Here is a 24637-nt window from a genome sequence, read left to right as displayed (position 1 = left end):
TCGTATCCTTTTTTCCAATGTAGATGAATGTAAATAAATAGTTAATCAAGGTAATAAATGGTCCTTTTTATACAGAAAATTTCACACAAGCTTTGGCGATTAGGTATCCCCGTGTTGCCTCGAGTTTTGTACGCCTTAAATCGCGTCTTATTTGCTGCTGCAATTCCGCCATCGGTACAGATTGGAACAAATGTTTTATTGGGTTACTCAGGCCTTGGTATCGTTATTCATGCGAATGCGGTAATCGGGAATAATGTGAAAATTAGTCAAAATGTCACTATTGGTGGTCGTTCTGGATTTGTTAATGTTCCTGTGCTTGAAGATGGGGTTCAGATTGGCGCCGGAGCCTGTATTCTCGGGCCTATTCGTATTTGTAAAAATGCGCTTGTTGGTGCAAACGCCGTAGTACTTTGCGATGTCCCCGAGGGTAAAACGGTGGTAGGTGTGCCAGCAAGGATAATTTAATGGGCGTCAATAAAATTACTATCTTGATGGTAATGAGAGATACTTTACCTCCGAAACGCCCTGATGTTCTTAGTCTATTTGGTCCAAACATCGTTAAATCGGGCATTAACACTTTGCTTGTCGGACAATTCTCAGACCCTAAAGAAATCTTGCCTTGGTGTGGAGGTGAGACCTATGGGCTTGGTCGATCAAAGGGAATGCTGATGGGATTTTTCATCCCATTTTTTGATTTTTTTTCCATTGTTAAAGCGTTTCGTAAAAACACTATTACCTTTTTACAGGTTAGAGACAAAATCGCATCAGGCATAGTCGGCTGTGTAGTTGCGAAAATTGCGAAAGTGCCCTTCATTTATTGGATGTCATTTCCGATTGTTGAAGGCTATGAATCCAGAACCGAGTCTGTTGGACGGAAAAAAGGGCTAGTAATTTGGGGCGCAAATAAAATTAGAGCTTTATTGTCGAGATTTTTTTTCTACCGCATAGTTCTGCCGTTCGCGGACCATATTTTTGTTCAAAGTGAGGCGATGCGCGATTGGTTAACAAAAAAAGGGGTACCGAACGAACGTATGACTGCCGTGCCTATGGGAGTAGACACCAGTTTATTGCAACGAAAACTTATTGTTCCTAGTACTGATGTTCGACTTGATGGTCGGCGTGTGATTACCTACGTGGGCGTTCTTGCGAAAGCCCGAAATTCGGAATTTTTACTTGATTTGGTTTTGGCTTTGAAAGAAAGCGAGCCAACAATTTTGCTCGTTCTAGCTGGTGACGCCGCTTCGGGTGATGAGCGGCAATGGATACGAGAGGAAATTGCGCAAAGACAACTCGAGTCGCATGTCTTGTTGACTGGTTGGCTTAGTCAAGACAAAGCACTTCAATATGCGGTACGTGCTGAAGTCGGCATATCCCCGATCCCAAGAGGTGAATTGTTTGATGTCTCATCACCGACAAAATTGGTGGAATATTTAGCACTGGGTTTGCCTGGCGTGGCCAACGATATTCCTGATCAAAAATTGGTGATAGAACGGAGTGGAGCGGGGCTTTGCGTTCCCATGGAAATTAATGCTTTTCGCGATGCAGTGCTACGGTTGCTACGCGATCCTGAACTACATAAACAATGTGCAGAGCTAGGTCCAGGATTCGTGCTAGCAGAGCGCTCTTATGAAACCTTGGCGAAAAATGTTTCAGAAACTTACAAGTCCGTATTGGCTCAAAAAAAGTGAAAATAATCAATTTCACTTTGCTCTCTGAAAAGGGCAGAGTTTCTGGTGAATTAATTCTTGCGAACAGCGTGTTGGTATTACAGCTTTATCGCAAAGTGCGGAGATAATTTTTACAAAATTGTCTTTGCATAATCCGTCCACGGTAAATTCGACGGTGCATACATCTAAATTGGAATTTTTTTTCGTGATATTGAGTGATGGCTAGGTTGAATTTATGATCAAAGTACTTAGTGCGAATTTTGATGTGCGAGCGATTAAAACATAGCTAATGTTTGATTTGATTTGATTTGAGGTGAGTGTGGTAGACCTTTACGCGTGCGTCTATTTTTTTGAGTTTGATCACCGTCTAACTTAGTAAAGCATGGATTTATTGTTGATTGAATGGGATGAAAAAGATGCTTGATCGTTATAAATCTTTCTTTTCGTTGAGGTGCGATGCTTTTCGACTGACCGGGAAGTTTTCACTTCGTAGTTTGTTGCGAAACGCCTTATTGAACAGGACGTTTCGACCTGTAGTTACAATGCGCCTTTGTCAAAATGCGTCTCAATCGGCCAGCTTGGTTCGATTGCTTTTGCCGCTCTTTAAGTTATTCCATAAATTTTCTACACATAACGCATGTATGGATTTTCCTTGGCAAACAAAGATTGGCGCTGGTTTATGCATTACGCATGGATGGGGACTTGTTGTAAGCCAAGGTGCAATAATCGGTAAAAATGTCACGTTGTTTCATGGCGTAACTTTGGGGCGTAGCGATAAAATTTCGGTTAATGGTGATCGTGCAAGTGGATACCCAATAATTGAAGATGATGTATGGATAGGGCCGCATGCAATTATTGTCGGACCCATTACGATAGGTCGTGGAAGTCGAATTGCAGGAGGTACTTTCGTCACTAAAAATGTTGAACCATATTCTCTTGTGGGTGGTAACCCCTCTACCATATTAAAAAGTGATTGTGTCCCCGATGTTATGAACGCATCGCCGTGTTAATTAGGTATGAACCTATTGCCCCTACCTTGCGCTTTTTTTTACAAATTCGATAAATTTAATTTCGCTGGGTTCGGGTTGTATCAGCGTATGGTTATCGAATTTGCTGATACCAATCATATTGGTAAAGGATTCGAAGAAAAGAAATTTAAATCTTCAATAGGATCGTACTGGCGTATTTGCTCTGAGTACTTAATGTCTAAAAATCTTTCTCTTCTTTCCTTTGTTCGTGTATTGATTTCTATATTTTTTTTAGGAAGCGGATTCCCTGCGCACGCCACACAAGTAGCGGTTTTTGCGAAATTTGAATGGGCGCAGGCTAAGCTAAAAGCAAAAAAACTACCTCATCCACGTTCATTTCCAGTTGGTGACGAAACGAGTCGAGTGTTTAATACCTTACTTCAAGGCGAGCGGCGTGTAGGCTTTGCCGCATTATCGCAACGTGTAGATTTAAATTTGGCAAGCTCTTCGCTGTCGAGTTTGCCAAAGGCAATTACAGATGCAAGGACACCAGATCAGATTGCGCAACTCCCAGTTGTAATTAAAAATTTTACTTATAAAGAAGTGCGATCAAGTCAAGATGCTGGTTTCGTCGCATTAGTGAGCGGCAATGAGCGATATCGCAAAGATGCCATGGCTAGAATGCTCGCTTTGGCTGCACTGGATCCCGCAGGTGAGACTGGCGTGGTGCGAGAGGATCTTTCAGCGATGTTGGTTGCAAGAACTTTGGCCCTAGGGCTAGATTGGTTTTATACCTATTGGACGCCGTTGGAACGTAAGCAATTACTCCAGGCAATTAGTGTCAGGATGGAGGATTTTTCAGCGAAATTGATTCATGGCCCACGCGCCATTGAAAAATTTCCGCTCGACTCACACAATAATGAGGTGTTGGGTGCTTTGGCCGAAATATCTGTCTTGCTACTGGGTGAAATCGCTCTGGCTGATAAATGGTTTGATGAGTTCACCCCCTTGTACGCAAAGATTTTGACACCTTTTGGTGGGGATGATGGCGGCTATGCTAACGGTACTGCCTACGGTGGTTGGGATGTCGGCGAGTTTTCATTGCGTCATTGGGATACGTTAAAGCGCGTTATCGGTTTGGATTTGACACAGAAAACGTGGGCGAAAAATTTTGGTCGTTTCTTGGTGTATTTTGTGCCACCGGGTACGCCGGTTGGTTTGTTCGGCAATGCCGCTGAGGTGGCAATGCCCGAGACATGGGCGCGCTATGCAAAGGCCTATTCGTATCGGGTAGATGCACCTTTGTATCGGTGGTATGCAAGACAGTGGTTTCAGGAAGATCCGACGCAGCTGGAGTTGCTTACTGCACCAGTGCCTGCGGGTGGTGATGTTTCTTATCCTGTTGGCACTGCAAATTCGGCGGTATTTCAATCGATAGGATGGGCTGCATTGCATAGCGATCTGCAGGATAGAGCGCGCACTTCATTTTATTTTAAGAGCAGCCCCTATGGGAGCGTGAGTCATAGTCATGCGGATCAAAATAGTTTCGTGTTGAATGTGGCTGGACGTCAGCTTTTGATTGACAGTGGTTATTATGATTATTACGGATCTAAGCATCATTACGGTTGGTCCACTCATACCCTCGCGCACAATGCGATTACTTTCGATGGTGGACAGGGACAGGAGAATCTGGAAAAACCTTGGGGTGATGCATCTGCTAAGGGCGATATTCTTCAGTTCTCAACTAGCGAGGATGTAGATATGGTGCTCGGTGATGCCAGCGCTGCGTACCACGGTAAGTTAAAGCAGGCGAGCAGAGGAATAGTTTATCTCCGTCCGAATATGTTTGTTATCTTCGATAAGGTCGTGTCAGCGCTGCCACATTACTGGGAGTGGAACCTTCATGCTCTAAATCGATTCGACGATAGCGATACAAAGAACTTAATCGTACGCAATGCCGATAAGAGTGCTTGCATCAATTTTTACTCAAGCGCGCCCGTGAAATTTAAGCAGACTGATTCTTTTACTGTGCCACCGCTACGTACGAGCAGTGAGCGTAGGCCTGACCAATGGCACGGTCAATACAAAACCAATAACCAGATATCTGATTTTTGGTCCATAACTGTTATCCGTGTCGATTGCAGCGCAGTGTCAGTGCGGGCAGACTTTAATGCTGCTAACGCGAAAATTAAAATCGGCTCGCGTGAATTTGAATTCGATGGGCAGACGCTTGTAAAGCGGAAGTGATATTGGAATGACTGGATTTAATCTGTTTTTTAGGAATGACATGCGTGTTTTTGTAGGATTTGAATATCAAATCGTCCGCGGCACTTTGCCTGGTGAGGGGCGACAGTGATGGTGAAGTCTATTTGGATGATTGCAACCTCTCCCTCTGGTAAAGGGGGGATCGCATCCGTTATCGAGCAATATCAAACAGCGGGTGTTTTTGATGACGATATCGTTCATTTTGAGCCTAGTCATCATGGCCGAAATGCCTTGGGCAGGATTTTGCCATTTTTAAAATGCGCCGCAAAATTATGGACAGCGATGCTTTTTGGTCGTGTGCAATTAATTCACATTCATACATCCTATGGATTGAGTTTTTGGCGCAAATTATTGTTGGTGTCGCCTGCGCTGATGACAGGGATACCTGTGCTTACGCATTTGCATGCAGGGAGTTTTAACGAGTGGTATGCGAAAGGGAGTCTATGGCGCAAATACTGGCTGCGATTCCTGCTGAAAAAATCATATCGTGTCATTGCCTTATCGGAAGAGTGGAAAACATGGGTGCTCGGTGTTGAACCAAGTGCGCGTGTGCTTGTGTTACCTAATTCCTTAGTCCGAGATACAGGTCTTAATCGCACTACGGCGATGAGTAGCAATCCCACCGTTTTATACCTTGGGAAAATTGGTGATCAAAAGGGCAGCTTTGATCTGCTAAAAGCCTTTGTTGCCGTGAAGTCTGCTGCGCCAGATGCACGTTTGGTCGTTGGCGGAAATGGTGAGGTAGATCGTTTTCTGGCAGAAGCAAAGAAGTTGAAAATCAGCGATTCGGTTGAGTTTGTTGGGTGGGCTGATGAGGCAACAAAAACGCGCTTAATGCATGAGTCATGGGTGTTCGTATTACCTTCGTATAAAGAAGGCTTGCCGATGGCGATACTTGAAGCAATGGCATTTTCTAAGGCAATCGTATCTTGTCCAGTTGGTGGAATACCGCAAGCACTGACGAATGGTGAGACTGGGTTGTTGGTTGCTCCTGGTGACATTGGCGCATTGTCGGATAGTTTGATTAGTTGTTTAACGGATTCTGGATTGAATGCGCGATTGGGCGTTGCTGCTCGTGCCACTTTTGATGCCAAATTTTCGCATGACGCTAATTTGCCAGAACTGTTCTCTATTTATAAGGATTCTGGGGTATTGCGAGCTCCTGTATTTAGAAAGAAATCTAAGCATGTGCCTGATTTTTAATGTGCTTAATGATTGTCCAAAATTGGATACTGCGAGGATAAAGTGTATGAGTAATTCAGTTGCAAACAGAAAGATAACTTGCCTATTGAACCGACTTATTGGCATGTGCACTGACTTTCAAGTGTTAGAACAGTTGAGTGTGATTTATAGCGAATTGGGTGCTGTTCCAGTAAAAGGGAACTGCCTTGCGTAATTTATTGCTTAAACTTTCTTGGTTCTGGAATCGTCTTCGGTGTATGTCGATTCCTGAGTTGGCTTACCGTGCTCAACAAGCTGGTGGCGCATGGTGTGACCGCATCGGTTTGACGGGTGCCCGTAAGGTTCCGGTGGCGAATGATTTATCTCGTCTGCATTATGAATTTGATGTTGGAGATAGGCTTGATACGGCTGCGTATTGCCTTGCTGCGGATCAGTTATTGCTCGGTAAGGTCAATGTCTTTGCTCTACATCCGGCCGACATAGGATCTCCACCGGTCTGGAATCGTGATCCATTGACTGGTGTCAATGCGCCTCTGCTGTTTGGTCAGCACATGGCGATTACCGATAAACCGCTGGTGGGCGATATTAAATATTTATGGGAACCGAATCGGCATTTACATCTAGTTACTTTAGCGCAGGCTTATCATCTGAGCGGTGAGCAGCGCTATCTGGATGGCGTCGCCTTACATATTTCGACGTGGTTAGCGCAATGCCCGTATTTGATGGGCGTGAATTGGTCTAGCTCGCTCGAGCCCGCGATACGTCTGATTAACTGGAGTTTGACCTGGAAATTAATCGGTGGCGCTAATTCGCCCTTGTTTAACGGGCCTCAAGGTGAGCAGCTTAAGCAAGCATGGTTAGCTTCGGTGTACCAACACTGTCATTTCGTCAGTAGTCATTTATCGGCGCATTCATCGGCGAACAATCATTTAATCGGTGAGCTTGTGGGCTTGTATCTTGGTGCCAGTACCTGGCCAGCCTGGGCAGAATCTGCCAAATGGCAAGCTAAGGCTAAACAGCAGTTAGTCATGCAGATGCAACTGCAAAATAGCGGTGACGGTGTCAATCTGGAGCAGGCTATCGCCTACCAGCAATTTGTATTGGATTTCTTTTTGCTGTGTGGCTTGGCTGCAAAACAATCCGGCGACGATTTCCCTCCCGCCTATTGGCAGCGTATGGAAAGCATGATGTCGTTTCTGTCATCGATCATGGACCTTGCTGGGCATGTGCCGGCCTTTGGCGATGCGGATGACGGTTTTGCGGTAAGACTGCATACTGATCCCAGTTTTTCTCCTTATCAATCGCTACTGGCGACTGGTGCGGTGCTATTTAATCGCGCTGATTTTGCTGCGAAAGGTCAGCACTTTGACGAGAAGTCTTTGTGGTTGCTTGGGCAGCAAGGAGCACAAGTTTTCGATCAGCTTAGCGCGCAAGTTCTCAATGCCCCTATCCATCTACAGCCTACCCGTTTGGATTTTCCAGCTGGTGGTTATCACATCATGGGGGATGCGTTTGGAACTGAGAATGAAATCCGTCTGGTCGTCGATTGTGCTCCCCTTGGTTTTCTGGGTATCGCTGCGCATGGGCATGCCGATGCCTTGTCATTGGTACTTTCGTTCGGCGGTCAGGAACTGTTGATTGATCCTGGTACGTATGCCTACCATGCCGCGCAGCCGTGGCGGGATTATTTCCGCGGCACCTCGGCGCATAACACTGTGCGTATCGATGAGCTAGACCAATCTGTCTCTGGCGGTCGCTTCATGTGGTTGCTTAAAGCACGCGCGCTTTGTTCGCAGATGAGCCGCTCTGCGCTTGAGTCGGTATTTGTAGGCTCGCATGATGGCTATCAAAGATTAGATGATCCGGTTAGCCATCAAAGAAAAATCCACTTTGATGTGGCGACAAAAAAAATTCTCGTCACAGATGATCTGAGCTGTTCCGGGCAGCATCTGGTCGAGATCTTTTGGCATTTTTCTGCCGATTCCGATGTCAGCATTGTGGATGACGTAGTGTTAGTCCGTCAGTCCGGCAAACAACTGCGCTTGTGTATGCCATCAGGAAAATTGACGCCATCTTTATTTAAAGGCTCAGAGCAGCCGATTTTAGGCTGGAGTTCGCCGTCCTATGACGTGAAATATCCCTCGTGCACGCTGCGTTGGAAAGGCGTCATCAAAGGGTCAATAACATTCGATACAGTGCTGGAATTATCTAGCCTGTAAAAAACGAGTTTAGGTTTGCTGGTATTTATTTTTAACTTGCTGACGGATTTTTGAATCCTTGCAAGTTATTTGAATTAGTAATGCGTTTTGAAAATTGAAAGAAGAAAAAATGAAAACAATTTATTTAGTCGCCGGTGCGCGACCTAACTTTATGAAGATCGCACCTATCGTGCGTGCTTTGCAAGCGCATGGTGGTTTGGGCTTTAAAATTATTCATACGGGTCAACACTATGACCGTGAAATGAACGATGTATTTTTTGAAGAATTGGGCATCCCAGAACCGGATATTTTTATGGCCGCCGGTGGCGGTAGCCATGCAGAGCAAACAGCCAAGATCATGGTTGCGTTTGAGACTTTGTGCCAGGCCGAACGGCCGGATGCGGTCTTGGTGGTGGGTGATGTTAATTCGACTTTAGCTTGTTCTATCGTCGCTAAAAAATTAAACATCCCAGTCGCACACGTAGAGGCCGGTTTGCGTAGCGGTGACATGAGCATGCCAGAAGAGATTAACCGTCTGGTAACCGACAGTATCTCTGACTGGTTTTTTGTCACTGAGCCGAGTGCGGTGACACATTTGCAGCGTGAAGGTAAGGCGGAATCGGCGATCCATTATGTCGGCCATGTGATGGTCGACAATGCTTTATATCAAGGTGAGAAATTGACCAATGCTGATACCTCAGAATACGAGACCAGCGCGTTTAAGGCGGCGCACACGCAAAACGGCGCGCGCTATGGCGTGGTGACTTTGCACCGCCCAAGCAATGTCGATGATGCAGCCATGATGACGCGTATCGCAGGAGCCTTGAAGCAGATCGCTACCGAATTGCCGTTGATATTCCCGGTACATCCGCGTACCAGAGGCAACCTAGATAAGTTCGGCATCGACCTTGGTCCCAACATCACTTTAGTTGGGCCACAGGCGTATATGGCTTTTCTTAATCTGTGGAAAGACGCTGCGGTTGTGCTGACCGATAGCGGTGGCTTGCAGGAAGAGACCACAGCACTCGGCGTGCCATGCATCACGATACGCGAGAATACCGAGCGCCCGGTCACTGTGGATGAGGGTTCGAATGTCTTGGTTGGTACCGACCCGGTGCGCATTGTCGCTGAGGCGAGCAAAGTCTTGCGTGGCGAAGGTAAGCAAGGACGCAGGCCGCACCTGTGGGATGGTAAAGCGGCGGTACGCATCGTTGAGATTTTAGCGAAGGAATTAGCATGAGCCAGGGCAATGCAGGCAGCCAGGTGAATCAGCGCATAGAGATGATGGGCTGCCAGATCGACAATTTGTCTATGGAAGAAACCCTGGTTAAAGTGGAAGGATTCATTAAATCTGGCCTGCCGCATCAGCATGTTGTCGTCAACGTGGATAAATTGGTGAAGGCAAATCACGATCCTGAGCTGCGTCGTATTATTAACGAATGTGCCTTGATCAATGTGGATGGCATGCCAGTCGTGTGGGCCTCGCGTTTGTTAGGAAAACGTTTAAAAGAGCGCGTTGCCGGCGTGGATCTGTTTGAAGCGCTGATGCAGCGTTCTGCCAGCAAAGGATGGCGTGTTTATCTGTTGGGCGCGCGCGAGGAAGTTGTTTCCGGCGTCAAGCAAGTATATGAAAAGAAATATCCTGGTTTAACTATTGCTGGCTACCGTAACGGCTATTGGAAGCCGGAAGAAGAGGCTGGTGTGGTTGAACAAATCAAAGAAGCCAAGGCAGATTTGTTATTTGTAGCGATTAGTTCCCCGAAGAAGGAGCATTTCTTGGGCCAATATCAGGCGCAGATGAAGATCCCTTTTGCCATGGGTGTCGGCGGTACTTTTGATGTGGCGGTTGGACGCGTTAAGCGTGCGCCAGTGTGGATGCAAAAGTCCGGACTAGAGTGGTTCTACCGGTTTTTACAAGAGCCACGCCGCATGTTTAGACGCTATTTTATCGAGGATATGGGCTTCTTCTGGCTACTTTTAAAAGAAGTAAGACGTCGTTAAATTTGTTTAAACGAATAGCCTTTTTTAGTAACTGTTCAGCTCGCTATACAAAGCCCTTCTCCCGCTAGCGGGAGAAGGGTTGGGATGAGGGTAGTTCAAATTTGCACAATGTTTGATTTTTCATAGCGCTAAGCGCATCAGCTATTTGAAGGCAAGCGTTGCTCAATCACCCTCACCCCGGCCCTCTCCCGCTAGCGGGCGAGGGAGTTTTCATCGCTGGCTGAACAATTACTTTTTTACCGAGCAATTTACCCTTTTTGTTTGAAAGTTTTTCATGACTACTATTGCAGTTCTCGGCCTCGGTTATGTAGGCCTCCCACTGGTTGTTGAGTTCGGCAAACATACCCGTACCATCGGTTTTGATATCGCAGTCCATAAGGTGGAGTCTTGCCAGCGCGGGGTTGACCCTTCGCGTGAATTAACGGATGAGCAGTTACTGGCCTCCGTGCATGCTGAGTACACTTACGACCCGACTATGTTAGGTCAGGCTGATATCATCATTGTGGCAGTGCCGACGCCGGTGCGTGAGGCGAATATTCCCGATTTCTCGCCTTTGATCGGTGCCAGCAGTTTTGTTGCCAAGCACATGAAAAAGGGCGCAACCGTGGTGTATGAATCTACCGTGTATCCTGGCGCGACTGAGGAAGTTTGTATCCCTGTATTGGAGCGTGAATCCGGCTTGAAATGGAAAGAAGATTTTTTCGTCGGTTATTCGCCAGAGCGCATCAACCCGGGTGATCGTGAACACACGCTGACCACCATCGTCAAGGTCGTTTCAGGCGACACGCCAGAGACCTTGGAGAAGGTCGCCAGCATGTATGAATTGATCGTCAAACCTGGCGTGCATCGCTGCTCTAGCATCATGGCGGCTGAGGCTTGCAAGGTGATCGAGAATACTCAGCGCGATCTGAATATCGCCTTGATGAATGAATTGGCGATCATCTTCGATAAGATAGGCATTGATACTTCTGAGGTATTGAAGGCGGCCGGTACTAAGTGGAACTTCCTTAAGTTTAGCCCTGGTTTGGTGGGCGGACATTGCATTGGTATTGATCCGTATTATTTGACGCATAAAGCGCAGATGCTGGGCTATCATCCTCAGGTGATTTTGGCTGGCCGCCGCATCAATGACGGCATGGCAAAATACATCGCCGAACAAACCGTCAAAAACATGATCGCTGCCGGTAGCTATATTAAGGATGCCAGAGTGATTGTGCTGGGGCTGACTTTTAAAGAAAACTGCGCCGATCTGCGTAATTCTAAAGTGGCCGATGTGATCGCCGAGCTTAAGACTTACGGGGTTGAGGTATTCACGCATGATCCGCATGCCGATGCAGAAGAAGCGATGCACGAATATGGCGTAAAGCTGTACGCGTGGGATGATTTGCCACGTGCCGATGCGATTGTGGCGGCGGTACCGCACCGTGATTTGCTGGCTTTGCAGGGCGAAGATTTCCAGAAAAAACTGATCAAGGGCGGTTGCTTTATCGATGTTAAAGCTTGTTTTAATACCGAAGGTCTGGCGCAGGCTGGGGTTAAAATCTGGCGCTTGTAATTGATCCATAAACTGCTTGTGGGTGTGCGTTGCCTAGCTTGGTCATATTTAGTTATATAAGGTGAATAAGATGAAAATATTAGTAACTGGCGGTGCTGGCTACATAGGCTCGCACACTTGTATCGAACTAGTCAGCGCCGGGCATGAGGTGGTGATTGTTGATAACCTTAGCAATAGCAAACTCTCGGTGCTGCGCCGCATTGAGAAAATCGCCGGTAAGGCTTTCGCCTTTGCGCAGGTCGATGTGCGCGATCAAGAGAATCTTGAGACAGTATTTGCCGAGCACCAGCCGGATGCGGTGATCCATTTCGCAGGTTTAAAAGCGGTGGGTGAATCGGTGCAGCAGCCAATGCAGTATTACGATAATAATGTCACCGGTAGTCTGGTGCTGTTTCGTGTTATGGCTAAATTTGGCGTGAAGACGCTGGTGTTTAGCTCGTCGGCCACGGTGTATGGCGATCCGGCTACTGTGCCTATTCTAGAGAGCTTTCCTTTGTCGGCGACCAATCCGTATGGCCGCAGCAAGCTGATGGTAGAAGAGATGCTGCGTGATGTGGCGCTAGCCGATCCTAGTTGGCGCATCGCCTTGCTGCGCTACTTTAATCCGGTTGGTGCGCATGAGAGCGGCTTGATCGGTGAAGAGCCTAATGGTATCCCGAATAATCTGTTGCCGTATGTGGCGCAAGTGGCGGGCGGTCTGCGCGAATTTTTGTCCGTGTATGGCGACGATTATCCAACCGCAGATGGCACCGGCATGCGCGACTACATCCATGTGGTGGATCTGGCGATAGGTCATGTGAAGACCCTGGCGAAATTGACGCAGCAGCCTGGTGTGCTGACCTACAACCTGGGCACCGGACGCGGCAATAGCGTACTGGAGATGGTACGCGCCTTTGAGAAGGCCAGTGGCAAAGCGGTGCCATATAAAATCGTGGCCCGTCGCCCTGGCGACATCGCTGCTTGCTACGCTAATCCGGCTTTGGCCGAGCAAGAGTTAGGCTGGCGCGCTGAGAAAAACCTGGAACAAATGTGCGTGGACACCTGGCGCTGGCAGTCGTCGGCGAAAGAGTGATCGTCGATAATCGTCATTTGCATTGATAAGAAAATATTTTCTGTATTTTGGCGAGCAGCGTATATGCCCGCTTGCGCATTATCCATGCGCATCTTCCGATAGGATGCTCCGAGACGCAGCATCCATGCGCTTGCTGGCGGTGCATGCCCTGAAACCCGCACGGTGATTGCGTAAGCGCTGCGGTCATCGTGACATTGCGGGCAAGATATTGCTTGATTGTTACTGCGCTGTCTTTTCTTAAATATGCCCTAACATCAGCTCAAAGTTGTTGGCACTGACAACTTATCCCTTAAGGTTTTCGCCTTTTTAATCTCTGGAATTAATTCGCATTTAGGGTTCGCGCCTTAATTATTGGTGTTAACGCAACTTAATAAAGATATATTTTTATTATATCAGTTACAATTACTTACATTTTCCACTATCTGCTGTTCTAATTTTGTGTGGGGGGGGCTTAGTTTTATCTCTTTGTCATTAAGTCGTAGTAACTGTCAGATAAATTATCAATATTAAGCTCGCCCTCTTAATTCCAGTTTTTTTATTAAGACTGCAATGCAGGAATACCGTTTTTGAGATCTATTTCTTTTGCCTTCGCAGCCGAACAGGAGTTGTTAAAGTGCTGAGAAGTATGTTTTTTTCGCCAACTAAACGCGAATGACTAGCCGTAATTCCCTGGTTCGTTTGGCGTTCGCTAAGGCAAATTCTAGGTACTGCAGATCGGCGGCTTAACAAAACAGCTAGTCTTTTTTTAGAGAACCCGTGCAAAAAAATTTGCTTCAGCTTACTCGCTGGGACGGTGTCATATCAATTCGAATTAATAGGTTTTAGATGAAAAAAGTTAGGTATTTGCTAGGCGAAACTCTTGGTTACGCTTTGATTTATAGTGGGATTGCACGTCTTTTTTTTAATGCACGTTTGGCTCGCGGAGAAATGACCGCTTTTTACTTTCATAATCCTTCTGCCGCATTGTTTGAAAAACTAATGTCGCGGGCGAGTCATTGGGGGTTTGAATTTGTTGATGCGAATACAGTGTTGCATCAACTAAGTAGCGGAGTAGCCCCGAAGAAACCGATGTTGTTTATTTCTGTCGATGACGGCTGGCAAGGGAATTTAGCCAATATGGCTGTACATGCTGAGAAAGTAAAAATCCCAGTCTGCTACTTTATCTCGACTAAGCCCTTAGACACCGGGGAATTTTGGTGGTGCAGGGTAAAAAATAGCGACTTAATGAAGCAACTTAAAGCCGCATCCAACGCCGATAGAACGGAATGGATAGATACTCTTTCCCCTCACCCGGTCCGGGTAGCGATGACACGTGATGAGCTTAGAGAGTTATCCTTATTGCGACATGCAAGCATAGGCAATCACACCCATACGCATCCTATTTTGCCTTCTTGTACACTACCAGAGATAGAATTGGAGCTTGCAAAAGCACATCAACGTTTGGTCGATGTTGTAGGTAAAAAGCCAACGGTGTTTGCGTACCCGAATGGCGATTATGATGGGCGCGAGCGGGACGTGTTAATTGAACTTGGGTATTCTATGGCTTTTACCACCGAGCCGCGTGGCATTGTGCCAGGCGAACCAGATCTGTATCAATTGCCAAGGTTTGCGGCCAATGAGCATGCCGGTTTTGCGGAAAATTTTTGTCGTCTTATCGGCCTATGGCAAACGCTGTATCTGCGCTTCGGCATGACGCGACGCATCAGTAATTGAGTTTGATGCCTTGCGGTGTAAAACAATGGAAGCGGCCAGACTGCAATTGCAGGGTAAAATGTAATAGTTGCAACTTGTATTGGTAATGTGATGGTTTTAATGTATTTTGTCTGGCTAGACTAGCCGTAGGCGCATAGTCCATGCGCCTGTGCAGGTGGCATGCCCGGAGACGTAGTATCCATGCGGCTGCTGGTGGCATATGGCCTGCAAGCCGCATGGCTATTGCGCAAGCGGCCGACAGGTATTTAAGTTTATTTGAATTTATTGGCAGATCTCACGCCAGTAAAGCAGTATTCGATTTTAAGGATGATGATGAAAGCAATGATTTTAGCGGCGGGTAAGGGTACTCGCGTTCGGCCCCTGACCTACGATCTGCCTAAGCCTATGATTCCGATTTTGGGTAAGCCGGTGATGGCGTATCTGATCGAGCATCTGGCCAAATACGGCGTGCGCGACATCATGGTTAATGTCAGCTATCTGCACCAGAAAATAGAAGAGTATTTTGCTGACGGCCACCAGTTTGGGGTGCAGATCGGCTACTCGTTTGAGGGCTATACCAATGATGTGGGCGAGGTGGTACCTGAGCCTTTAGGTTCCGCTGGCGGCATGAAGAAGATTCAGGAGTTTGGTGGCTTCTTTGATGAGACTACGATCGTCATGTGTGGCGATGCGGTGATTGATCTGGATATCCAGTCGGCCTTGTTCGAACATAAGCGCAAGGGCGCATTGGCTAGCATTATCACGAAGGAAGTGCCTTGGGATAAGGTCTCGGATTACGGTGTGGTGGTGACCGATAAAGATGGCCGTATCCAGGCTTTCCAGGAAAAACCGCAACAGGATCAGGCGCTATCTAACCATGCTAGTACTGGTATCTATATTTTTGAACCTGCCGTACTCGATCTGATTCCGGTCGATACGGTGTTTGATATAGGCTCGCAACTTTTCCCTTTGCTGGTAGAAAAAGGCATACCGTTTTTTGCCCAAAATCGCACGTTTAACTGGATAGATATCGGTAGCGTGAAAGATTTTTGGTCGGTCTCGCAAAGCATGATGAGCGGCGGTTTGGCGAATATGACTATCCCCGGCGTACAAATTGACGATGGTATTTGGGTTGGTCTGAATACCCGCATCGATTGGGAAGGCACTGTCATCGAAGGCCCGGTCTACATCGGTGCGGGCACACATATCGAGGCCGGTTGCAAGATCGTCGGCCCGACCTGGATAGGGCATGGTAGTCATATCTGTTCTGGTGCGCAGATCGTGCGCAGTGTCTTGTTTGAATACACGCGCATCTCGGACAATGCCCATTTGGATGAAAAAATTGTCTTTAAAGAATACAGCGTAGACCGCAGCGGCACCATGGTGCATCTGTCGGAGTTGGTGAATAAAAAGTGGGGCAATGCGCGCGATCGCCGCCTTATCCCACGCACCGAAACAGCCGATGAGCTAGCGAAAGCAAATTAATTAAGACGAAAAAATAAGGTTTATGAACATGAAGATCTATCCGGTAATCCTTTCTGGCGGTTCTGGTACCCGCTTATGGCCTTTGTCGCGCGCAGCCATGCCTAAACAATTGCTGGCCCTGGTAGGCGAGCAGACCATGTTGCAAGAGACTGCGCTGCGACTGGCGGATGCGGCGAGCGTAGGCTTGCAGGTGATGCCGCCGCTGATGGTTTGCGGTAACGAGCATCGCTTCATGATCGCCGAGCAAATGCGAGAAATCGGCATCGCACCTATGGGCATCATGTTAGAGCCAGAAGGGCGCAATACCGCCCCGGCGGTGGCCGCTGCCGCGCATTATTTACTGGCAATAGATCCGCAGGCGGTGATGTTGGTGCTGCCAGCTGATCATGTGATTACTGATGTGCCTGCCTTTTATGCGTCGATTGCACGCGCCGCTGGGGCTGTCGAGACTGGTGCGCTGGCTACTTTTGGTATCGTGCCATCTGGCCCTGAGACTGGCTACGGCTACATCCGCCGTGGCGAGGCACTGACTAGCGCAGAAGGCTGTTTTAAGGTAGCGCGCTTCGTTGAAAAACCTGATCTGGCGACGGCGCAATCGTTTATCGCTGACGGCAGTTATCTGTGGAATAGCGGCATGTTTTTATTCAGCGCTGCGCGTTATCTGGATGAGTTGGGCAGCTTGCGCCCGGATATCGCAGCTTGCTCGAAAAAAGCGGTTGAAGACGGATACCGGGATCTGGATTTTTGTCGTTTGCACGAAGCCTCGTTTGCTGCCTGCCCTTCCGAGTCTATCGATTACGCGGTGATGGAGCATACCAAGCATGCGGTCGTGGTGCCTGCCGACATAGGCTGGAGCGATGTAGGCTCATGGGCGGCCTTGTGGGAAGTGCAGGCCGCCGACGCCCAAGGCAATGTACTGCGCGGCGACGTCTATCTGGACGATGTCAGCAATTCTCTGGTGCGTGCCGAAAGTCGTATGGTGGCAGTGATAGGCCTGAGTGATCTGGTGGTGGTCGAGACCAAGGATGCGGTCTTGGTGGCGCATAAGGATGATGTGCAAAAGGTCAAGCAGATCGTCGATCATTTGAAGAAAAACAAACGTAGCGAACATATTAACCATACCAAGGTGTACCGACCTTGGGGCTGTTATGAAGGCATTGATGTTGGTGACCGCTTTCAGGTAAAGCGGATCACGGTGAACCCGGGTCAAATCTTGTCGCTACAGATGCATCATCACCGTGCCGAGCATTGGGTCGTTGTCAGTGGGACCGCACGTGTTACTTGCGGTGACGTGGTGAAGTTGCTTACCGAAAACGAATCGACTTATATCCCCATCGGCCAGACCCACCGCCTGGAGAATCCGGGCAAACTCCCTTTGCATTTAATTGAGGTGCAGTCCGGTAGTTATCTCGGTGAGGATGACATCGTGCGTTTCGAGGATATTTATAAGCGCAGTTGATTTACCGCTGGAAAGTCGGGCATGCATCGTTGATGCAAGACGGATATTCATCAGAAAAACGCCTTAGCGAATAGCGGGCGTTTTTTTATGGGAAAAAGGTTTATTTGTCATCAAGCGGAAATAAACTACTCGTAAGCTAATTGCATCAACACGGACGGCAACGCGTTCCGTGGGATGTCGAGAATGAACTTAATAAATCTAGTATCGAATGAGTAGATTTATTAATTTTTGAGGATCGTTTTTGATTTTTAGTATAAAAACCCGTTTGCTTCTCTTATTTTTGTTTAACGTAAAAATTAGCTAAGTATTTGATTTAGTGGTTTAATTTTAAAAAATAGATTGCCGAACGGAATTGTTTTTCAGCAAATAGTAAAAAGCAAGGAAAATATTCAGAAAACTTATTGTTTTGGAACTAAGTTGAATTGCTTGCATGCTAGTATGCGCTTTGGTTTTTTTATGCATTGATTAATTACCAATTAATTGATTGTTCAAATTAATCTATTTGAATTCGCACCATGTGTGTGGCTCACCCTCCACCTTTTAGAAGAGATATCTCAATGTTTAAATTAATTAAATTGACGCTTTCCCTCGCGCCAAAATTTTTGGGCGCTTTGTCTCTTGTTGCCGGCTTGTCGATCTCTGCGGCTGCGAATGCTAGTGTGATTAAATTAACCGTAGCTGAAGATGATCCGAAAACTTTTGGCTTCGGTAATACTTTTACCAAACAAGCGATTTTTTTCGACACATTTAGTTTTTCTTTTGGCGGTACCAGCGACCTGTCATTTAGCCTGATCTCTTTTCCTGCAACAGCTAAGAAAGATATTTCGGGACTGTCGTTTGAGTTGTTCCATGATATCGCGGGAAAAAATTCACAATCGATGGGTTTCTTTGGTCAAGCAAATACCTTGGTAATTGGCTCTTCTTCTCCTTTGGATCACGACTTCTTGAAAGTCGCTGCTGGTAATTACCATGTCGACATCAAAGGAAATGCATATGGCACTGGTGGTGGGACTTATGCAGGTAGCATGACTGTATCCGCAGTTCCAGAACCAGAAACCTATGCAATGATGCTGGCTGGTTTAGGTTTGATCGCGGTACTTAGCCGTCGCCGTAAAAATGTTGGACCATCTGCTTTTGCCGCTTAATAAAAGCGAAGAAAAAAATGAGGCTAAAAGAGCCTCATTTTTTTGAAAATTTTGTTATCAAATAGTTAATTTGACATAATTTGATAGGCAAAAATGGAGTGTTGCAAGAGTGGATGTTTGGTAAGGCGATGAAGTATTCATAGGCTTACATCTAGTAACACTTTATGGTTTTTTGGATAACTAAAAAGCCTAAAATAGTAGCAGTTGTACCGTGTTAGTTGTTGACTGCCTTTTTTGCTAATTTGGGCAGATGACGTTGATGACTAATTGTTGATAAAATTTTTAAGGTTGGACAATATGAATGTATTCAATACCGTAGCATCTGCTACACCAAAACTACTGGGCGCTTTGTCTCTGGTAGCGGGCTTGACTATCTCTGCAACTGCGCAAGCAGCACCAGTGATTGATCTTGGTACTTTGGCCGAAGGCACGACAACTTATAGCGCGATTCATCAGAATAAATTCTCAGATGACTTTAAATTCACTCTCGCAAACATGAGTAATTTGGGTACAAAAACGGAGAAATTGAATATCTCTTTCTTAGGTCTTTTTGACGTCACTAGTATCAAAAATCTGAAATTTTCTTTGTTTTCTGATGCTGCGCATACTCATTTGCTTGGCCTAGGTTTGAATAATTCGTTCAACTCTTTGTCAGCAGGTAATTATTTTGCGACCATCTCTGGTAAAGCGAATGGCCCATTGCTAAATTTGGGCCAGTATAAATTGTCTCTAAATGTTTCCAGCATGACGCCTCCAGTGCCAGAAGCAGAAACCTACGCAATGCTGTTGGCTGGCTTGGGCGTGATCGGTGCAATCAGCCGCCGTCGTCAACAAAAGACATCTACTTTTTTGGCATAATAGCTGATTAGTAGTTGCTTGACGTTGTTGCAATAAAAGAGCGCTGCGGCGCTCTTTTTTATGAGCCGGATTTCAGTTTTGTATTCACAAGCACAATTCTTGCGTCCCGCTCAGCCCTAGAGTTTTGGCCTTATTCAATTTACTGATAAACTGCACACCCTTACAAAGTGACGCTGATGTCGTCGCTTTCGCCAGTCGATACTCCCTATGCCCAGTCGTTAAGTCATCGCTATTGGGGGCGGTGCGCCCAGTGTCAGTAAATCAGGATTAAAGTGAAAAACCTCATATTTCCAGTAGCCAAAACAAGTGGCCCGATCAAACCGTCAAGACGAATATCTGTCGCTCCCATGATGGATTGGAGTGATAGACACTGCCGACTTTTTCATCGTCACATCAGTCGCCATACCTGGTTGTACACTGAGATGGTGACTACGGGGTCCTTGATTCATGGGGACGTCGCCCGTCAGCTTGATTTTAATCAGGAAGAGCATCCGGTTGCTCTGCAGCTCGGTGGTAGTGATCCTGCAGAATTAGCGCATAGCGCCAAGCTGGGTGAGCAGTGGGGTTACGACGAAATTAACCTGAACTGTGGTTGCCCCTCAGAGCGCGTGCAGAAAGGCTCTTTTGGTGCCTGCCTGATGTCCGAGCCAGCCTTGGTTGCCGATTGTGTCAAAGCGATGCGTGACGCTGTGAGTATTGATGTAACGGTCAAGCATCGCATTGGTATTGATGATGTGCAATCCTATGATTTCGTGCGTGATTTTGTGGGGCAAGTGGCAGACGCTGGTTGTTCTACCTTTGTGGTTCACGCTCGAAACGCTATCTTGAAGGGTTTCACTCCGAAAGAAAATCGCGAGATTCCCCCTCTTAAATACGACTATGCTTACCAGTTGAAAAAGGATTTTCCGCAACTGGAAATTCTTATCAATGGCGGGATTAAAACTACCGCTGAGATAGATCTGCACCTGCAGCATGTTGATGGTGTGATGCTGGGACGTGAGGCCTACCACAATCCATACTTGATGGCCAGTTTTGATGCCCGTTACTATGGCGACGATAGCCCTGTCAAATCGCGCGAGGAAGTAATACGTGCCATGTTGCCATACATTCGGCAGCAGTTGATCGAGCATTATCGGGAGGGGAAAGGGCTCAAGTTAAATGGCATTACCCGCCACATGTTGGGTTTGACCATGGGCATGATAGGCGCGCGCGCCTTCCGACAAACCTTGTCGGACACTAAAAAATTAGCCTTAGGAAATCCTGACATTCTATTGGATGCGTTGTTGCGTGTTGAGCAATCGGCACAGGATCATGAAATGCATTTGATCACGCATCCACCTCATCAAAAATAAAGCACTTAGAGGTAGTCGTATGAGAAAAATGACGGACTTATTCTTGTCGTAAGCAGTTTGCTGCTTTCTATCGTGCTAAATATGGAAGTGCTCGCTACTGAAGCGCGAGATCATAGAATGCTTAGAAATTAAGGTGAAGGCCAGGCGCCTAAATAGCGCTGACGGAAAAATGCAGTTTAACTTGTGCGAATGTTTCCGTTTTCGTTAATTCGTAATTAAATGTAAATGTGCTAATGATTGGCGGCGCTAGGTCATATAATGATCCTGTTTCATTGCACGACCCCTCATCTCGCTTTTGAAGTGAGTTCAGCCCACGACACGCATCGTGGGCTTTTTTTCACTGAAGAGTGAGGGGCAGTGCTCCAAAAGCAAGTAAAGTAAAAAGTGCTTGCCAAAAATCCGAGTCACTCGTATAATTTGTGTCTCAGTTGCAGCGCAATTGAGAGATTTCAGTGGTGGTCGTAGCTCAGTTGGTAGAGTCCAGGATTGTGATTCCTGTTGTCGTGGGTTCGAGCCCCATCGTCCACCCCACCGAATTCGTTGTAAATCAAAGGGTTACAAGTTTAGGCTTGTAGCCCTTTTGTTTAACTTTCCAACGAAAAATCAAACTTTCCAACGACTACTCAGTCGCACTCGCTATTTTCTCTTTCCTACGATCGTAATGTTTATGCGTTGTTGCTGGATTAGCGTGCGCTGCAAAATCGTATGCATCTGCGTTCCGATTGCGTAACTTGGTTGTGATTGCAGCCGGCCGAACATCCTGCAATGTAAAATAATCTTGATGCTCTAATAATTTTATCGATGCTTCAAATTTAGCGATTTTATTTGTCGGGTGAGGTGTATTTTCTTTTTTTGATTTGTCATAAGCGAGTTTATATGCGACTTCCCATTCGCGTTTTCGTGTGAGTTCAGCCGCGACAATTGAGTCGAATGAGGCTATCCATAGAAACATTGCGTCAGCCCAGACAGATCCCCAACCGCTGCGCGTGTATGCTCCGCCAGCTGTATTTGCAAATAAATACATCACCGCAGTGCTATGGGTTTGTTTTGCCCTGGCAACGACAGTGCGTAAGCGAGTGGACCATTCTCGTAATTTGACGACCTCAATTTCTCCCTTTTTTCGCTTGGCACTAGTCACTTTCACTCCGTCATTTTGCAGTCCATCCACACAAAATGGTCGGACTTCGGATGAACGAAAACCTGTTAAATAACAGAACATTGCCGCACATCCGACGTTTCGGATCGTTGGTGTTTGATGCAGTGACCACAAGTAAAATCTAACGATTTGGCTGCGGGATATCGCCCTAGAATTTTTATCTGTTTTATTTTGCATCATGCCCAAGAAGGGATTTGCTTCAATTGTTCCCCAGCGTACCGCGTAGTGACAAATTGTCGACATTAACGACAATTCTTTATTTGCCTTCGCCGGAGCTCCAGCCTTTGCACGGGCATCAAGAAACTGGTACCCGTGGACCGTTTTTAAAGCACTTGGCGCCATCTTTCCAAAAAATTTTATCAGATTGGCATAGGCACTTTGGCGTACTGCTAGGCCGTCTTTTGACTGGTCACGATAATGGGTTGGTGCAATATCTATTTTGAATCGTTCAATAATGTCTTCGGTTGATCCTGCAATAATTTGACCTTGATTTATATTAAGTGCTCGCCGTTTCGCTGTACGTTCAGCATCTGTAATTGACTGACGATCGCCAATGTCAGCGACAGCAAGAGTTTCTGACGTGCCGTTTGAGTATTGATAATAAAAAGAGACTTTTCTCATGCCTACACGTTTATATAGACGATCGACACCGGTCGCTTCTTTACGTGAAGGCTGAGAGGTTAGGGGTTTCCGCATATTTTTGATGTGATTTTTCCAGTGGTTTTTCGTCGCTAATTCCCATTTTGCGATCGTGATATGCTTTCGCAACTTTTGGTAAGCCAGTTTTATCAAGTTCAAATTTCCAACGTCTCGCGCTCAGCCATTCTTCCATGATTTTTCGCTGATTTACTTTGCAGTTGACGAGATCTGCAAGCTCTAATGCTGATAAATAGTTTGAATTCATATGTCACCAGAAAATTTTTTTTGAGTGATATACAGTGCCATTTTAAATACCTATTTTTTGAGATGTTTGGTCGATATATGCGATCATTCAAGCTATTTGAAGATATCTCATAAATACTCGTTTGCAAGTAGCAAAAACGCTATCTCATGTATGTAAGAGTATTGCCGGTCGAAAAATGGCCCATTTCCTGTGCGACAATTTTCAGCGAAAAATCCCAGGTGAATCCTTGGGTTTGAAGTTGCATGATTCTGTCTTGTGCATATCTGTGACGCAAACCATGCGCACCGGTTGACCATCCAAATTCACGAAATGACAATCGTGAAAACTGTTGTGAAAAACTGTGTCCGCCAATGATTGAATAGCGTTTTGTGTAATGAATTTCTCTTTGTGTTTTTCGTGTCGGAGCCGGTAGTCGATAGCTTTCCAGCTCAACAGAAAGCGGGCTCGGAATGCAAATTTTTCTTCTTAAACCACCCTTGCCGACAACGACATACTCAACATAATTCGACAGTCCAGAGAACCTTTCCGACAACCAATCTCGCTGATCCTCCATCGTTTCTGAAGCGAGTGCGATCGTATCTAATTCAACCACACGTAAACCAGCGGAGGCAGCTAGTCGAATTGAAAAACTGAGCGGTGCGGAAGCGCTTTTTTGTAGATGTTCGATTTGAAGTTGACTATACGCGCGCGGCGTCAGCAGCGAATCTACTTTGCTAACGACGTAGTCCAGCTGTAAATTAAATACTAATGAAATTGATTGGCGATATCCATCGAGTGTTTTTTGCACGCAAAAGTTGGCTTTTGACTTCAAAAATTCTTCTGCAACGTACGCTGTAACTTGAGATGTTGAAGTCGATTTCTTTGTTAGTATGCACCACTCGAAAAGGCGCTTTACGCACCCTGTGTATTTTTTCTCAGTTGCAATCGAGCAAATACTTTTCGGGCTTCCCGAATTTGATTTTTGATTATGACGCGATGTGCCGTGAGAAACATTTTTCAATGTAATGTGCTTGGCTTGCGATGCTGGTGGGCGGAAACTAGTCATTATTCGTCTCCGACTTTGCGTGTCTTTTTGTGTGGCCAAATTCCACCATTGATGCTTTTTACAAAACGATAAACTTGATCGGGACTAGTGCTTAACCCGAGTTTTTGTAAAATAAGTCGAGAGACTTTTCTTTTTGAGCTGCCGCGTGCTTTTGCCCACGCCAGTATTAGCGCAGCATGTTGCGCCAATGTTTGATTTGAAAATGACCGTGGTTTTTTGTTTAGTTTGTCTTTACTGCAAAGTTGATCGATGTCTAATTGTGCAGAAGCGTCCGGTATTCGGTGTCTCATATATCGTCCTCCAAAAATTTAGCAAATGTGAAAAAATAAAGCGTAAAAATATAAAGCGTAAGATCAACGACTAAAAAAGTCGGCGTGCAAGCATGCACGACTGGCCCCATTTTTCCTTTTCGGAAGGTGCGGACTCATCTACCTATTTTTTACTTTGTAGCTTGCTTGAGAAATTTTTGAAGTGATGTAGTTGAATGCATGAACACATTCAATATGTGAATTTTTTTTGAAGGGTGTTATTTGATTAAGTTTTTAAACAAGAAAAGAGATGTTTGAAACTTAATTTTTGTGACGAAGAAATAGATTCAAGACGACAAAGTTCGGTCGACAAGAGATTTATTTT

20 protein-coding genes and 1 tRNA gene are annotated in these 24637 nt (G+C 46.1%); 17 read left to right on the top strand and 4 right to left on the bottom strand.

The window, feature by feature from the left end:
- The first annotated feature begins 57 nt into the window (after positions 1-57).
- From EJN92_RS22055 to EJN92_RS02200, 17 genes are all read left to right on the top strand, one after another.
- Positions 58-465, top strand: coding sequence for a serine O-acetyltransferase (locus EJN92_RS22055; RefSeq protein ID WP_126126343.1), 408 nt, complete (start codon positions 58-60; stop codon positions 463-465).
- Positions 465-1688 (top strand): glycosyltransferase, encoded by a 1224-nt coding sequence (locus EJN92_RS02275; protein ID WP_126126342.1) that lies wholly within the window; start codon positions 465-467, stop codon positions 1686-1688. Before EJN92_RS22055 ends, EJN92_RS02275 begins: the two co-directional genes overlap by 1 nt.
- A 386-nt stretch (positions 1689-2074) precedes the next feature.
- On the top strand, positions 2075-2677 hold the full coding sequence (locus EJN92_RS02270; protein WP_227869666.1) for a serine acetyltransferase: 603 nt from the start codon (positions 2075-2077) through the stop codon (positions 2675-2677).
- Between the two features lie 87 nt (positions 2678-2764).
- Positions 2765-4882, top strand: a complete 2118-nt coding sequence (locus EJN92_RS02265) for a heparinase II/III domain-containing protein (protein ID WP_170174853.1) — start codon at positions 2765-2767, stop codon at positions 4880-4882.
- Positions 4883-4990: 108 nt separating this feature from the next.
- Entirely contained in the window at positions 4991-6103 is a 1113-nt protein-coding gene (locus EJN92_RS02260) for a glycosyltransferase family 4 protein (protein WP_126126340.1), read from the top strand.
- A 236-nt stretch (positions 6104-6339) separates the two neighbouring features.
- Positions 6340-8301: an alginate lyase family protein gene (locus tag EJN92_RS02255; RefSeq protein WP_157984299.1), complete on the top strand. Its 1962-nt coding sequence runs from the start codon at positions 6340-6342 to the stop codon at positions 8299-8301.
- Between the two features lie 109 nt (positions 8302-8410).
- Positions 8411-9520 (top strand): non-hydrolyzing UDP-N-acetylglucosamine 2-epimerase, encoded by a 1110-nt coding sequence (wecB, locus tag EJN92_RS02250; RefSeq protein ID WP_126126338.1) that lies wholly within the window; start codon positions 8411-8413, stop codon positions 9518-9520.
- Positions 9517-10281, top strand: a complete 765-nt coding sequence (locus EJN92_RS02245) for a WecB/TagA/CpsF family glycosyltransferase (RefSeq protein ID WP_227869665.1) — start codon at positions 9517-9519, stop codon at positions 10279-10281. Before wecB ends, EJN92_RS02245 begins: the two co-directional genes overlap by 4 nt.
- A 274-nt stretch (positions 10282-10555) precedes the next feature.
- On the top strand, positions 10556-11836 hold the full coding sequence (locus EJN92_RS02240) for a nucleotide sugar dehydrogenase (RefSeq protein ID WP_126126337.1): 1281 nt from the start codon (positions 10556-10558) through the stop codon (positions 11834-11836).
- 70 nt (positions 11837-11906) lie between these two features.
- Positions 11907-12908 carry a UDP-glucose 4-epimerase GalE gene (gene galE / locus EJN92_RS02235; protein WP_126126336.1) on the top strand — a complete coding sequence of 334 codons (1002 nt, stop codon included), beginning with the start codon at positions 11907-11909 and terminating at the stop codon, positions 12906-12908.
- A gap of 927 nt (positions 12909-13835) precedes the next feature.
- Positions 13836-14621 carry a polysaccharide deacetylase family protein gene (locus tag EJN92_RS02230; RefSeq protein WP_157984298.1) on the top strand — a complete coding sequence of 262 codons (786 nt, stop codon included), beginning with the start codon at positions 13836-13838 and terminating at the stop codon, positions 14619-14621.
- A gap of 312 nt (positions 14622-14933) precedes the next feature.
- Entirely contained in the window at positions 14934-16085 is a 1152-nt protein-coding gene (locus tag EJN92_RS02225; protein WP_126126334.1) for a sugar phosphate nucleotidyltransferase, read from the top strand.
- Positions 16086-16113: 28 nt separating this feature from the next.
- Positions 16114-17544 (top strand): mannose-1-phosphate guanylyltransferase/mannose-6-phosphate isomerase, encoded by a 1431-nt coding sequence (locus tag EJN92_RS02220; RefSeq protein WP_126129718.1) that lies wholly within the window; start codon positions 16114-16116, stop codon positions 17542-17544.
- A 557-nt stretch (positions 17545-18101) separates the two neighbouring features.
- Positions 18102-18689, top strand: a complete 588-nt coding sequence (locus EJN92_RS02215; protein ID WP_157984297.1) for an FxDxF family PEP-CTERM protein — start codon at positions 18102-18104, stop codon at positions 18687-18689.
- A gap of 297 nt (positions 18690-18986) precedes the next feature.
- A complete protein-coding gene (locus EJN92_RS02210) occupies positions 18987-19547 on the top strand; it encodes an FxDxF family PEP-CTERM protein (protein ID WP_126126332.1) in 561 nt (186 codons plus the stop codon).
- 347 nt (positions 19548-19894) lie between these two features.
- A complete protein-coding gene (dusA, locus tag EJN92_RS02205; RefSeq protein WP_126126331.1) occupies positions 19895-20899 on the top strand; it encodes a tRNA dihydrouridine(20/20a) synthase DusA in 1005 nt (334 codons plus the stop codon).
- Between the two features lie 455 nt (positions 20900-21354).
- Positions 21355-21430, top strand: a tRNA-His gene (locus tag EJN92_RS02200).
- 88 nt (positions 21431-21518) lie between these two features.
- Here EJN92_RS02200 and EJN92_RS02195 read toward each other — a convergent pair.
- The 4 genes from EJN92_RS02195 to EJN92_RS02180 all read right to left on the bottom strand — a co-directional run bounded on the left by EJN92_RS02195 (position 21519) and on the right by EJN92_RS02180 (position 24294).
- Entirely contained in the window at positions 21519-22676 is a 1158-nt protein-coding gene (locus EJN92_RS02195; RefSeq protein ID WP_126126330.1) for a site-specific integrase, read from the bottom strand.
- A gap of 40 nt (positions 22677-22716) precedes the next feature.
- A complete protein-coding gene (locus tag EJN92_RS02190) occupies positions 22717-22959 on the bottom strand; it encodes a DUF4224 domain-containing protein (RefSeq protein WP_126126329.1) in 243 nt (80 codons plus the stop codon).
- A gap of 139 nt (positions 22960-23098) precedes the next feature.
- Positions 23099-24004 (bottom strand): site-specific integrase, encoded by a 906-nt coding sequence (locus tag EJN92_RS02185; protein ID WP_126126328.1) that lies wholly within the window; start codon positions 24002-24004, stop codon positions 23099-23101.
- The gene (locus tag EJN92_RS02180) at positions 24004-24294 is read right to left on the bottom strand and encodes a hypothetical protein (RefSeq protein WP_126126327.1); all 291 of its coding nucleotides are present in this window, start codon (positions 24292-24294) and stop codon (positions 24004-24006) included. The genes EJN92_RS02185 and EJN92_RS02180 overlap by 1 nt, the downstream gene beginning before the upstream one ends.
- Positions 24295-24637 lie beyond the last annotated feature (343 nt).

The organism is Undibacterium parvum (genome assembly GCF_003955735.1).
Classification (GTDB): domain Bacteria; phylum Pseudomonadota; class Gammaproteobacteria; order Burkholderiales; family Burkholderiaceae_D; genus Undibacterium; species Undibacterium parvum.
The sequence above is the reverse complement of the archived record's forward strand: the minus strand, read 5'-3'. Positions and strand labels throughout refer to the sequence as shown.